Genomic DNA, 13807 nt, shown 5'->3' on the forward strand with positions numbered 1-13807 from the left:
AGGACGCCGCCATGCGCCTGTTCCGCATTCTGAGCCTGTTGTTGCTGGTACTTGCGCCGTCGGCATTTGCCGACAGCCTGTACCAGGTGGAAATGATCCTGGTACGCCAGAATGCCGAGCCGGTGATCAACAGTCGCGCCGCACCGGAAAACTGGGATGAAGGTGCGCCGCGCCTGGGCGAACGGATGAGCCCGCCGCGCCTGGGCAATATCGTCGACAAGCTGCGTGCCGATGCCAACTACACGGTGCTCGCCCACAAGGCCTGGGAACAGAACCTGGGCGAGCAGCCGGTCAAAGTCGCGATCACCGACGGCCAGGAGCAATTCGGCCAGTTCCCCATCGAAGGTGTGTTGAGCCTGCAATTGGGGCGCTTTACCGATATCGACGCGGATTTCTGGATCAACCAGTTCGACAATAACGGCAGCGTGATTACCAGCGAACACCTGAGCCAGAAAGACGTGCGCACCAAGAACAACCAGCTCAACTACCTGGACGGCGGTCACCTGGCGCTGCTGATCAAGATCACCTCGCTGACCGCCAAGCCACCCAGCGCTCCACCGCCCGACCTTCAGGACTGATCCAGCGCCATGCCCCTGACGTCGTCACTGACCAAACCCCTGGCCCCTTCGTGGGCCAATCGCTTTAAAGAGCAAAGCCTTGAGCGCGGACGGCGCTACGCCCTGGAAAACCGCGTACGCATCGTCGAGTGCGGCGACAGCACCATCATCGCCAGCTGCGAAGGCTCGGGTGGCAATGTGTACCGCCAGACCATCTCGCTGCGCGAGTCGGCCAAGGGCATGCTGATCCTGGTGGACAGCCGTTGTACGTGCCCGGTGCATACCAACTGCAAACATATCGCAGCGGTGCTGCTCAAGGTCCAGGAAACCCTGGCCTACCCGGCGGCGGCCCAGGATGCCGAACTGTTGGAGAAGCTCCAGGCCGTACTGGATAACCGCGTGGTGTTGCCACAGGTGGTGATGGACGATGTACATCCGGTGCCACGCTTGTGGCTGGCCAGTGTGGAGTTCAGCGCGTTCGAGCCGCGCAACGGCAAGATGCAGCGCTATATCCAGCATCGTGCGGCGCTGTCATTCAACTACCTGGGCAACTATGTCAGCGGGCAAAAAAATGCCGACATTATCGTGCGCCAGGAAACTCAGAGCCTGCGCATCAGGCGCCATCCCGAGCTGGAGCAATCCTATCGCGAGCAACTGCGCCTGCTCGGCTTCAAGATCGCCACGCGCCAGAGCAAGGCCCTGCCGGAAAGTGCCGGCGAGCTGTTCGAGATGGTCAACGACAGCGCCTGGCTGAACTTCACGCTCAACTCATCGCCAACGCTGCGGGCCGAGGGCTGGGAGCTGCAAATTGATGAAGACTTCGGTTTCGACCTGAGCCCGGTGGACGACTGGTACGCCAGCGTCGATGAAGCACCCGAGCGTGACTGGTTCGACCTGGAGCTGGGCATCATCGTCAATGGCGAGCGGTTGAGCCTGCTGCCGATCCTGTTGAACCTGATGCGCTCCCACACCGAGATCCTCAACCCGGAAAAACTCGCAAGGCGCCGCGATGATGAACTGATCCTGGTGAATATTCCCGGGCTGCCCAACGGCCACGGCCCGCTGCAAGTGGCGCTGCCCTACGGGCGCTTGAAGCCGGTGCTGGCGACTCTCGGCGAGTTCTACCTGCAGGAAACCGGCACCACGACGTTGCGCCTGGCCAAGGCCGACGCGATCAGGCTCAACCCGCTGGAAGACCTGCCGTTGCAATGGGAAGGCGGCGAGAAGATCCGCAACTTCGCCCAACGCCTGCGGGACATCAAGGACTTCACCTGCGTCGCGCCCGAGGGCCTGAACGCAACCTTGCGCCCCTATCAACTGGAAGGCTTGAGCTGGATGCAGTCACTGCGCCAGTTGGAAGTGGGTGGGATTCTCGCGGACGACATGGGCCTGGGCAAAACCCTGCAAACCCTGGCGCATATTCTCACCGAGAAAATCGCCGGGCGCCTTGATCGGCCCTGCATGGTCGTGATGCCCACCAGCCTGATTCCGAACTGGCTCGACGAAGCTGCGCACTTCACCCCGCAACTGCGGGTGCAGGCACTGTACGGCGCAGGGCGCAAGAAACACTTCGCCAACCTGCACGACTACGACCTGCTGCTGACCACCTATGCCCTGCTGCCCAAGGACATCGACACGCTCGCCGCCCTGCCCTTGCATGTATTGATCCTGGATGAAGCGCAGTACATCAAGAACCCGTCCAGCAAGGCCGCCCAGGCCGCACGCGAGCTGAATGCCCGCCAGCGCCTGTGCCTGAGCGGCACGCCATTGGAAAACCACTTGGGTGAACTGTGGTCGCTGTTCCACTTCCTGTTACCGGGTTGGCTGGGCGACGTGAAGAGCTTCAACCGTGATTACCGCGTGCCGATTGAAAAACGCGCCAGTGACGTGCGCTTGCAGCACCTCAACGGTCGAATCAAACCCTTCCTGCTGCGCCGCACCAAGGAACAGGTGGCGACCGAATTGCCACCCAAGACTGAAATCATCCACTGGGTCGACCTCAACGAGGCCCAGCGCGACGTGTACGAAACCATGCGGCTGGCCATGGATAAAAAGGTCCGCGATGAGATCACCCGCAAGGGCGTGGCGCGTAGCCAGATCATCATTCTTGAAGCCCTGCTCAAGCTGCGCCAGGTGTGCTGCGACCTGCGCCTGGTCAACGATGCCAGCCTGGCGGTGCGTGGCAGCAGCTCGGGTAAGCTCGACAGCCTGATGGAAATGCTCGACGAGCTGTTTGCCGAGGGCCGGCGAATACTGTTGTTTTCCCAGTTCACCTCAATGCTGAGCCTGATCGAGATCGAGCTGAATAAACGCGGGATTGCCTATGCACTGCTGACCGGTCAGACCCGTGACCGGCGCACACCGGTAAAGGATTTCCAGAGCGGCAAGCTGCAGATCTTTCTAATCAGCTTGAAGGCCGGTGGCGTGGGCTTGAACCTGACCGAAGCCGACACCGTGATTCATTACGACCCGTGGTGGAACCCGGCCACGGAAAACCAGGCCACTGACCGTGCGTACCGTATCGGGCAGGAAAAGCCGGTGTTTGTGTACAAGATGATTGCGCGGGGCACGGTGGAGGAGAAAATCCAGCACCTGCAAAAGGAGAAATCCGACCTGGCGGCGGGCGTGCTGGATGGGCGTACGACTGGGGATTGGCAGTTGGGTAATGAAGAGATTGAGGCGTTGTTTGCGCCACTGCCCAACAAGCAAGAAAAGCGCTGACTGCTCCATCGCCATCGGGGGCAAGCCCCCTCCCACATTTTGATTTGTGAATAGATTCAAGTGTGGGAGCGGGCTTGCTCGCGAAGGGCGCGCCGCGATTTTCAGCCAGGTAAAGGTGCAAACAGCGCCTCAATATCCCGCTGCTCCAGCTTCCAACCCGCACTGGCGCCACCTTCCAGCACCCCATCGGCCAACGCGGCCTTCTCCAACTGCAACGCCTGAATCTTCTCCTCGACCGTGCCCCGCGCAATCATCTTGTACACAAACACCGGCTTTTCCTGGCCTATACGATAAGCTCGGTCAGTAGCCTGGTTCTCCACTGCCGGGTTCCACCACGGGTCGTAATGAATCACCGTATCGGCCGCCGTCAGGTTCAAGCCCGTACCGCCCGCTTTCAGGCTGATCAAGAACAACGGTGTCTTGCCGTCCTGGAAGTTCTTCACTGGCGTACGTCGGTCAAGGGTGTCTCCAGTCAGGATCGAATACTCAAGCCCACGCTGCTTGAGCTCTTCTTCAATCAACGCCAGCATCGAGGTGAATTGCGAGAACAACAAAATCCGCCGCCCCTCGCTGAGTAACTCTTCCAGCATCTCCATCAAGTTGCCCAACTTGCCGGCGCCGGCCTTGGCAGCCTTAGTCACCGGTGCAGACTTGACCAGCCGCAAGTCACAGCACACCTGGCGCAGTTTGAGCAGGGCTTCAAGAATGATGATCTGGCTGCGGGCCACGCCATGCCGACTGATTTCGTCGCGCACCTTTTTATCCATTGCCACGCGCACCGTTTCGTAAACATCCCGCTGTGCATCACTCAGCTCGACCCAGTGCACGATTTCTGTCTTGGGCGGTAATTCCGTCGCGACCTGCTCCTTTTTACGTCGCAACAGGAACGGTTTGATACGCGCGCTGAGGTGCTGCATACGCTGCGCATTACCGTGTTTCTCGATGGGCGTACGGTAATCACGATTAAAGGTTTTGCTGTCGCCCAACCAGCCCGGTAACAGGAAGTGGAACAGCGACCACAGCTCACCCAAGTGGTTTTCCAAAGGCGTACCGCTCAAGCATAAACGCTGACCGGCCTCCAACTGACGAGCAGCCTGGGCCGCTTTGCTGTTGGGGTTCTTGATGTTTTGCGCTTCGTCCAGGATCAGCACGCTCCAGCGCTGAGGCTGCAGGACTTCAAGGTCCCGTGGCAACAGTGCATAGGTGGTGAGTACCAGGTCGTAATCGGTCAAGCGCGTGAAGTCAGCCTGACGCTGCGCACCGTGCAGTGCCAGGACTTTGAGCTGTGGCGTAAAACGCGCAGCTTCGTCCATCCAGTTCGGGATCAAGCTGGTGGGCATTACCGCCAGTGCAGGCGCCTGTAAACGGCCAGACTGCTTTTCGCAGAGCAGATGGGCGAGCGCCTGCAGGGTTTTGCCAAGCCCCATGTCGTCACCCAGAATACCGCCGACTTCCAGCTCGCGCAGGGTTTGCATCCAGTTCAGCCCTTCGAGCTGATAGCCGCGCAGTTCGGCGTTCAGGCCCCGAGGAGCCGGCACATGAACGTGAATGGAGTCTTTAAGGCGCTTGGCGAAATCACGCAGTCGCTCGCCGCCCTGCCAGACCAAGGGTAGTGCATCCAGATTACTGAGCCGTGCCGCATCCGGCGCACTCAGCCGCAGTGCATCGCCTTCTGGTGCACGCAGGTAGAGTTCGCCGAGGGTCGCCATCAGGGGTTTGATACGACCGTAGGGCAGCGCGACTTTGGTATGAGTGCGGGTGCCAAGACTGACCAACACGCGCTCCTGATCATCACGCTCGGCCATGTAGGCGGCGTCAAGCAGTTTGGGTTGACGACGCATCAAGTCTAATACGATTGGCAGCAGGCTGTGACGCTCGCCGTTGACCTCAATGCCCAGCTCAAGGTCAAACCACTCGTGGCCGGGCGACTCTTCGATGTCCGCGTACCAGCCGTCTACAGCCTCCACATCGTAATAAAACCCCGGATGGATGACGACGTCCCATCCTGCCTCACGCAAAACCGACAGCCCGCTCTCAACAAACGCCAGCCAGGCTTCATCATTGGGTAGATCGAACATCTCTCCTGCACTGGCAGGCAGCGCACGGGTTTTACGATTGACCGTTTTGAAGCCGATTTTTGTGAGCGTCTTGCGCAGGGCTTTTTCAGCCGCCGGCTTGCGTTGAATGCGCTGGGTTTCGGTGCCGTTGAGAAACAGGATGTCTTCAGTGCCCTTGCCGCTGACCAGGCTGGTGTCGTAACGGAAAGCCAAGGCAGCGCGGTGTTCCAGGATGGGCATTCGTCGATAGTCGGTCTGGCTGTAGACGTAGGATTCGTCGCTTCCCAAGGTGAGGCAGCCTTGTGGTTCCAGCGTATCCACGACGCGCTCGGTCAGCTCACGTGGCGGAGGAATGGCTTGGGACACCACACTGAGCCGATGACTGAACATCGCCACCTGATCAGCTGGAATCACGGGCAGGCCACATAAATGTATCGCCAGGTTCTCATCCACCCCAGGCTCAAGCACGCCCAACTGCATGTTGTCCAAGTCCAGATAATGGAGCGGCTTGAGAGGCAATACTTCGTCCAGTTCACGACCATTGCTGAGCCATTCAGGACAATAATTGCCGTCAGGCATCACGGCCCAATTGAAACGAGCGGCACGGACAGGCCCCGGGTTAAGCGCTAACCCAGCATCCAAATCAAAGAACAGACGCTGGGTTTTCAACGCCAGCTGGAGTATTTCGGCGCCCGCCTCACCCGCTAACTGAAAAGTGCTGCCGTAGCTCAGGTAAGGACGGCTCAACATGAGCAAGCGACCAAGGCTTATATCCAGCTCATGCATATAAGCGGGAGTACGCCGCAATATTTCATCCATCGAGTGCAGCGGCTTGATATCGCTGTAGTCACCTTTCTTCGTCACGCGTGCCCGATATACCTCCAGTGACCACCTCATTGAATAAGCATCGGGGGCGAGTTGGTACAGCAAACAGGTACCGGTGTTCTTGTGTTGTACATCATCGGCAGATGTGGGCTTGGGGATACTCTCAAGCCAGTTTTCGAGCTGCGGGCTCAGACGGTCAGCCACCTGCTTTTTCGGGGCGTTCAGCTCGTCATACAGCACGGTCAACGTAAACAAGGTCGCAGCGGCGTGCTTGCAATTGATCGCCACCGGGCAGGAACACACACACCTGATACCCGTCCAACGGGATGCTGCACCCTCCAGGGTAATCGCCAGGGTATAGACATTACGGCCAGACCCCTTGCACTGTGCAATCAGCCTGTCATGTCCGAATTCTTTTATTTCAAGACGATGTTCGCCAGCATACTCAAACCCACGCTCCAACGAACGAGGGTCAAAGTATTCCTGCCAATCCAACTCGACGATACGTGCAATCAGGTCATTCATGGAACAGAACTCTATAGCGGTCAGCAGCGAGATTTAAAGCAGGGCGACTCCTACTAAGCGGTAAGAGATAGCTACAGCTACATTCAGATACTTCTTACACCAAGCTTCTAACAGCACAGGCACCGTTTACTCAATCAGCTGAGCGTCCCGCAACGCTGTGAGAGCCGTCAACCAGCGCGGATCCTGTTTGTAATCAGTTGACGCAACCGCCTGCCCACGCATACGCGCAATCCGTGCCGACGGCGTGACCTTCATCCGCTGCGCGGCGGTGAGTGCCAGCTCGGCAGCCGCGCGGTCATTGCATACCAGCCCCATATCACAACCCGCCGTCAGCGCCGCCTCGATCCGACTGGCCGCATCGCCGACCACATGGGCGCCCGCCATGGACAGGTCATCACTGAAAATAACCCCGTCGAACTGCAACTCGCCGCGCAGGATGTCCTGCAACCAGCGGCGCGAGAAGCCGGCGGGCTGGCTGTCCACCTGCGGGTAGATCACGTGCGCGGGCATCACTGCGGCCAATTTCTTGCTCAAGCGTGCGAAGGGCACCAGGTCATTGGCGCGAATTTGTTCCAGGCTGCGCTCGTCATTGGGAATGGCGACGTGAGAATCGGCCTCGGCCCAACCGTGCCCGGGGAAGTGCTTGCCCGTGGCGGCCATACCGGCGCCGTTCATGCCACGGATAAAGGCGCCAGCGAGGACGGCGGCACGCTCGGGGTCGCCTTCGAAGGAGCGAGTGCTGACCACGGCGCTGCGTTGGTAGTCGAGGTCCAGTACCGGGGCGAAACTCAAGTCGAGACCCACAGCCAGTACTTCGGTGGCCATGATCCAGCCGCACTGTTCTGCCAGGTATTCAGCGTTGGGGTTATCGGCCAGCGCACGCATGGCCGGCAAGCGCACGAAGCCTTGGCGCAGGCGCTGTACGCGGCCACCTTCCTGGTCGACCGCCAGCAGCAGGTCCGGGCGCACTGCACGAATCGCCGCGCTCAACTCGCGAACCTGGCGTGGGTGCTCGATATTGCGCGCAAAAATGATCAGGCCGCCCACCTCCGGTTGGCGCAACAGATGGCGATCCTCGGCCGTCAGCCAGGTGCCGGCCACGTCGACCATCAAAGAACCTTGCAGGGCAGCAGTCATAAACCTTCCTTAAATAACGCACACAACCCGTCGCCCTTACCAGACACGGCAAGCACGACGGGTTGCGAATAGATAGCTGAAATCGGCATGGCGGCTAGCTTAGCGGATGCAAGCGGCCACGCACACCCGGGGGCAGTCAAACCTTGGCGGCGGTCGGTGCGCTCTTGCTGCGTGGGCGCAACTGGGCAGCGGCCATGGCCGGGTCGGTGACGCCGGTTTCGGCGCGCATGCCGGCAGCGAGGAATGGCACCATCAGCCGCATTACCTGCTCGATGGAGGTGTTCACCCCGAAATCGGTCTCGGCAATTGCTCGCAATGCCTTGATACCGGACATGCTGAAAGCCGCGGCGCCGAGCATGAAATGCACGCGCCAGAACAGTTCGATAGGCGGAATACGCGGGGCGGCTTCGTTGACCAGCAACATATAGCGGCGGAACACCTTGCCGTACATGTCTTCCAGGTAACGCCGCAGGTGGCCCTGGCTCTGGCTGAACGCCAGGCCCAACAAACGCATGAAGATTGACAGGTCGTTGCCGCTGCGTGGCTGCACGACCAACGCTTGCTCAACGAGGATTTCCAGCAGGTCTTCCAGGCTCGGCTTGTGATCGGTCTTGGCCTGACGACGCTCCAGCTCACGGTCAAGACTGGCGCAGAATGGCCCCAGAAAGCGCGAAAACACTGCCTGGATCAGGGCCTTTTTTGAGCCGAAATGGTAGTTCACCGCGGCAAGGTTGACCCCAGCCTTGCTAGTGATCAGCCGCAGTGAGGTTTCAGCAAATCCTTTTTCCGCGAACAACTGCTCGGCAGCATCGAGAATGCGTTCAACGGTTTCCGACTGGGCCATGGCTACTCCGCCTGACAAACACTTGTTTGAAACATACGTTTCAGAGTATGTCTTGTCAAGCCTGCGGGTTCGTTTTCCGGCCGGATAGTCATCACGCGCATGGCTATTTAACCACATCCCTCTCGCTCTGTAGGGAGCACTATTTCTGGGCCGTAGGAAGGATGACGCACGACCGTCCAGCGGAGCCGATGAAAAGGATGATTGCCAAGCGCAGTCCACTGTATATAATCCCAGTCACTGTATAAAAAGACAGAGCGATCAACATGCTAAAACTGACGCCACGCCAAGCTGAGATTCTGGCTTTTATCAAGCGTTGCCTTGATGACAATGGTTACCCGCCGACCCGTGCGGAGATTGCCCTGGAATTGGGATTCAAGTCCCCGAACGCCGCAGAGGAGCACCTCAAGGCTCTCGCCCGCAAAGGCGCGATCGAGATGACCCCGGGTGCCTCGCGGGGTATTCGAATCCCTGGCTTCGAAGCCAAGGCCGACGAATCGACATTGCCGATCATCGGTCGCGTCGCCGCCGGTGCGCCGATCCTGGCGCAGCAGCACGTCGAGGAATCCTGCAATATCAACCCGACCTTCTTCCATCCTCGCGCCGACTACCTGTTGCGCGTGCACGGCATGAGCATGAAGGACGTGGGCATTTTCGATGGCGACCTGCTGGCCGTCCACACCACCCGCGAAGCCCGCAATGGCCAGATCGTCGTGGCCCGTATCGGCGATGAAGTCACCGTCAAGCGCTTCAAGCGTGAAGGCAGCAAGGTCTGGCTGCTGGCCGAGAACCCTGAGTTTGCCCCGATCGAAGTCAACCTGAAAGACCAGGACCTGGTGATCGAAGGCTTGAGTGTCGGCGTCATTCGCCGCTAAAGGAGGCATCATGCAGCTCGTGCACACCCCACAACACACCCAACTGTCGCTCTTCGAGGCCTTCATGGCCCAACCCCTTGCGCCCATCCTCAACGAAACGGTCGAGGCCCCCTGGGGCGGCGAACCTGAGGCGTTCAGTGAATTGTCGTTGCGCGGTGCGGCTGGGAGCTGCCTGAACCTGCTGGCTCCCATCTTGCGCGAATTGAGCGAAGACAAGGACGCACGCTGGCTGACGCTGATCGCCCCGCCCGCCAGCCTGACACAGGCTTGGCTGCGGGAGGCCGGCCTCAACCGCGAGCGCATCCTGTTGCTGCAACCACGCGGAACGCAGAGCGCCCAACAGCTGACCTGCGAAGCCTTGCGCCTGGGTCGTAGTCATACGGTAGTGAGTTGGCTGAATCCGCTGAATGCCAGCGCCAAGCAACAGTTGATCAGTGCCGCACGCACGGGTGATGCACAGAGCTTGAATATTCGCTTGGGATAGAGGGGGCTTGTGGTGGCGAGCGAGCTTGTTATCGGGGCTCAGTGAAGAACCCGCGGGCCATCGTCTTTCTCAGGCTCGCCTTCCGCCAGACGACCTGCCATCTGCACGCCCACGCTCAACATGGCCTTGGCCACTTCCACATGCTGACCTTGCAGGAACACTTTGGCATCTTCGGAGAAATCCAGAATGACTAGAGAACCTTCGTCCTCAGCTCGGCGCAGTTCGATTCGGCCATCAGGCAGTTCAACAATTTCCAGAAAGGACGTTGGCATAAAAGTCTGTTCTCCACGAAAGGCCGGGATTATATCAGTCATCCACCCAGCCTCGCAGGGTAACTGGGCAGGTTTCTTTACCGCGTGATGAATGGTGCCGGGCAAGTGCCCACTTTCAGCACTCGTTCAAACCCTCACGAAACCGCAGCGCCATCTTTTTCAGCTCCTGGCGCCAGCTTTCCAACTCTTCGCGGCTCAGGGGCTTGGGCTCATCCTGTTCCAACGCCACGGCGACGATCAGCGGCTGGGTGACATCGCCTTTGGGCACATGAGGAATACGCGGCGGCTGAAAAATATCTGCATGCGCCTTGAGCAACCGCGCCACCCAACTGTCAGGGCTCTGGGTCATTTCCACCAGCTCTGCCAACTCAGGGATCGCCATGGATTCCAGCACTTCGTGATTCATGATCATTTCCGCTCTGGGCGAGCCGGCCTGGGGCAAGCGATAGAACCCTGCGATTTCATGACACAAACCCAGCAAAGCGCCATACAGATGGAACAAGGCCGCCTCGCGCCCCGCCTGGACCAGCGCGATGGCGTTCATCTCCTTCCCTTCCTCGGCCCGACCAAGGGCCTCCAGGGACAAACCCGCGAAGTAAATTTTCTGATTGGTACGGGTATAGAGTTCGTTGGCCATGACGGCAATCTCCACAACGAATAGGCGTGATGCTGGCTGAACAGTGTCACGGAACGGCCGGGCGTACTGCAAGTGCAAATGTGGGAGGGGGCTTGCCCCCGATAGCGGTGCATCAGTCATACACATGGCGACTCATACACTGTCATCGGGGGCAAGCCCCCTCCCACATTTGGAACTTCAGCACATGCGATGGATCAAGCGCCCTGGCGCTTGTCCTCGACCTTCCACTTGCCGCCGTCGTAGAACGCTTTCCAGCCGGTAGGCTTGCCGTCCACTTCGGTCTGCACGTACTGCTCCTTGGTCTTGCGGCTGTAGCGGATCACGGCTGGACGACCATCCGGGTCCTTCTTCGGCGCTTCACACAGGAAGTGGTACTTGGGATCGATCTCGTCCTTGTGCGGTACGATTTCCATCACCAGCGGTGCACGGGTCTCGCGGTTTTTCGGGAACTGGCTGGCCGCCAGGAACAGGCCCGAAGCACCGTCACGCAGGATGTAGGTGTCGTTGACCTTCTCGCACTTGAGCTCGGGCATCTTCACCGGGTCCATCTTCGGCGGTGCCGCGTCACCGCTTTTCAGCAGTTTGCGGGTGTTTTTGCACGTGGGGTTGGTGCAGCCGAAGAACTTGCCGAAACGGCCGGTCTTGAGCTGCATCTCGCTGCCGCATTTGTCGCATTCCAGGCTCGGGCCTTCGTAGCCCTTGATGCGGTAAGTGCCCTCTTCAATCTCGTAGCCATTGCAGTCCGGGTTGTTACCGCAGATGTGCAGCTTGTGCTTTTCGTCCAGCAGGTAGGCGTCCATCGCCGTGCTGCAGATCGGGCAGCGGTGCTTGCCACGCAATACCAGCGACTCGGATTCGCCCTCGTCATCGGCCGCGATCTCATCACCCGGAACCAGGTTGACGGTCGCCTTGCAGCGCTCTTTCGGCGGCAGGCTGTAACCCGAGCAACCGAGGAACACGCCGGTTGACGCAGTACGAATCTGCATCGGACGGCCACAGGTCAGGCACGGGATGTCGGTCATCACCGGCTGGTTGGCACGCATGCCGCTCTCAGGGCTTTCAGCCACTTCAAGTTTTTTCTTGAAGTCGCCGTAGAACTCGTCGAGCACGTTTTTCCAGTCGCGCTCGCCCTGGGCTACGTCATCGAGATTCTCTTCCATACCGGCGGTGAAGCCGTAGTCCATCAGGTTGGAGAAGCTCTCGGACAGGCGCTCGGTAACGATGTCGCCCATCTTTTCCGAATAGAAACGACGGTTGTGCAGCGCGACGTAGCCGCGGTCCTGAATGGTGGAGATGATCGCCGCATAGGTCGACGGGCGACCGATACCGCGCTTTTCCATCTCCTTCACCAGGCTGGCTTCCGAATAGCGCGCCGGCGGCTTGGTGAAGTGCTGGGACGGGTCGAGCTTGATCAGCTTCAACGTATCGCCCTGGGCCATGTCCGGCAGCACATCGTCATCGCCTGGCTTGGCGATTTGCGGCATGACGCGGGTGTAGCCGTCGAACTTGAGGATGCGGCCCTTGGCACGCAGCTCGAAGTCGCCAGCGCCCACACTGACGGTGGTAGACAGGTATTGCGCCGGCAGCATCTGGCAGGCCAGGAACTGGCGCCAGATCAGCTCGTAGAGGCGCTCAGCGTCGCGCTCCATGCCGCTCAGCTTGGAGGGCTCGGTGTTGGCATCGGAAGGACGAATCGCTTCGTGAGCCTCCTGGGCGCCCTCTTTGCTGCTGTAGACGTTGGGCTTCTCCGGCAGGTACTTCTTGCCGAATTCGCTTTCAATATAGGTCCGCGCCATCGCCACCGCGTCTTGCGACAGGTTGGTGGAGTCGGTACGCATATAAGTGATGTAGCCGGCTTCGTACAGACGCTGGGCCATCATCATGGTTTTCTTCACCCCGAAACCCAGGCGGTTGCTCGCGGCCTGTTGCAGGGTGGAGGTGATGAACGGCGCCGACGGCTTGCTGCTGGTCGGTTTGTCTTCACGCTTGACGATGCTGTAGCTGGAAGCCTTGAGCTTTTCCAGCGCGGCCATGGCCTGGGCTTCGTTCAGCGGCTTGAAGGCCTCGCCTTTCTCACGGGCCACTTCGAAGCGCACGTTGGCGCCCTTGGCGGTGCCGAGATCGGCGTGGACTTCCCAGTATTCTTCGGGGTTGAACGCACGGATCTCACGCTCACGCTCCACCACCAGCTTCACCGCGACCGATTGCACACGGCCGGCGGACAGGCCACGGGCGATCTTCGCCCATAGCAGTGGCGAGACCATATAGCCCACCACGCGATCGAGGAAACGACGGGCCTGCTGGGCGTTGACGCGATCAATATCCAGCTCCCCCGGCTTGGAGAAGGCTTCCTGGATGGCTTTTTTGGTGATTTCGTTGAACACCACACGCTTATAGCGGCTGTCATCACCGCCGATGGCTTCGCGCAGGTGCCAGGCAATGGCTTCCCCTTCGCGGTCCAAGTCCGTCGCGAGATAGATGGTGTCAGCATCCTTGGCGAGCCGGCGCAGCTCTTCGATGACCTTTTCCTTGCCCGGAAGGATTTCGTACTTGGCCTTCCAGCCATGGTCCGGGTCCACCCCCATGCGCGAGACCAGCTGCTTGCGCGCTTTCTCTTTAGGGCTGAGCACCGGACCTTCGCCCGCAGCCGCCTTGCCGCGCTTGGCGGCAGGCTCCTTGCTGGCGCTAGCCGAACCGCTGGTGGGCAGGTCTCGGATATGGCCGATACTCGACTTCACCACGTACTCGTTGCCCAAGTACTTGTTGATGGTCTTGGCCTTAGCCGGGGATTCCACAATGACCAGCGATTTGCCCATGGATCGGAAAGTTCCTGAATTCGAGAAGTGAAAGGCAGTTGGCGCCTGACGCGGCAACGC

Annotated in this window: 10 protein-coding genes; 4 read left to right on the forward strand and 6 right to left on the reverse strand. The window is 59.6% G+C overall.

What is annotated here, in order from left to right:
• Positions 1-11: 11 nt before the first annotated feature.
• Positions 12-578 (forward strand): CsiV family protein, encoded by a 567-nt coding sequence (locus BLU48_RS17475; RefSeq protein ID WP_057022097.1) that lies wholly within the window; start codon positions 12-14, stop codon positions 576-578.
• Between the two features lie 9 nt (positions 579-587).
• Positions 588-3278 (forward strand): DEAD/DEAH box helicase, encoded by a 2691-nt coding sequence (locus BLU48_RS17480; RefSeq protein WP_057022096.1) that lies wholly within the window; start codon positions 588-590, stop codon positions 3276-3278.
• A 101-nt stretch (positions 3279-3379) separates the two neighbouring features.
• Here the strand turns inward: BLU48_RS17480 and BLU48_RS17485 are convergent, their stop codons facing one another.
• The 3 genes from BLU48_RS17485 to BLU48_RS17495 form a co-directional block, all read right to left on the reverse strand.
• Positions 3380-6685 carry a DEAD/DEAH box helicase gene (locus tag BLU48_RS17485; RefSeq protein ID WP_057022095.1) on the reverse strand — a complete coding sequence of 1102 codons (3306 nt, stop codon included), beginning with the start codon at positions 6683-6685 and terminating at the stop codon, positions 3380-3382.
• 126 nt (positions 6686-6811) lie between these two features.
• Entirely contained in the window at positions 6812-7822 is a 1011-nt protein-coding gene (nagZ, locus tag BLU48_RS17490; RefSeq protein ID WP_057022094.1) for a beta-N-acetylhexosaminidase, read from the reverse strand.
• 136 nt (positions 7823-7958) lie between these two features.
• A complete protein-coding gene (locus tag BLU48_RS17495) occupies positions 7959-8666 on the reverse strand; it encodes a TetR/AcrR family transcriptional regulator (RefSeq protein ID WP_057022093.1) in 708 nt (235 codons plus the stop codon).
• Between the two features lie 263 nt (positions 8667-8929).
• On the opposite strand from BLU48_RS17495, the gene lexA reads away from it, so the two are divergent.
• Together lexA and sulA are read left to right on the forward strand one after the other, a co-directional pair.
• Complete coding sequence (lexA, locus tag BLU48_RS17500; RefSeq protein WP_003172575.1) at positions 8930-9538, forward strand: transcriptional repressor LexA; 609 nt, start codon at positions 8930-8932, stop codon at positions 9536-9538.
• Positions 9539-9548: 10 nt separating this feature from the next.
• A complete protein-coding gene (gene sulA, locus BLU48_RS17505; RefSeq protein ID WP_057022092.1) occupies positions 9549-10022 on the forward strand; it encodes an SOS-induced cell division inhibitor SulA in 474 nt (157 codons plus the stop codon).
• A gap of 38 nt (positions 10023-10060) precedes the next feature.
• Here the strand turns inward: sulA and BLU48_RS17510 are convergent, their stop codons facing one another.
• The 3 genes from BLU48_RS17510 to topA form a co-directional block, all read right to left on the reverse strand.
• The gene (locus tag BLU48_RS17510; protein ID WP_005786160.1) at positions 10061-10294 is read right to left on the reverse strand and encodes a hypothetical protein; all 234 of its coding nucleotides are present in this window, start codon (positions 10292-10294) and stop codon (positions 10061-10063) included.
• 115 nt (positions 10295-10409) lie between these two features.
• Complete coding sequence (locus BLU48_RS17515; protein WP_057022091.1) at positions 10410-10931, reverse strand: DUF6586 family protein; 522 nt, start codon at positions 10929-10931, stop codon at positions 10410-10412.
• Positions 10932-11125: 194 nt separating this feature from the next.
• Positions 11126-13747, reverse strand: coding sequence for a type I DNA topoisomerase (topA, locus tag BLU48_RS17520; protein WP_043047499.1), 2622 nt, complete (start codon positions 13745-13747; stop codon positions 11126-11128).
• Positions 13748-13807: the final 60 nt, after the last annotated feature.

It is taken from the genome of Pseudomonas synxantha (assembly GCF_900105675.1).
GTDB lineage: Bacteria > Pseudomonadota > Gammaproteobacteria > Pseudomonadales > Pseudomonadaceae > Aquipseudomonas > Aquipseudomonas synxantha.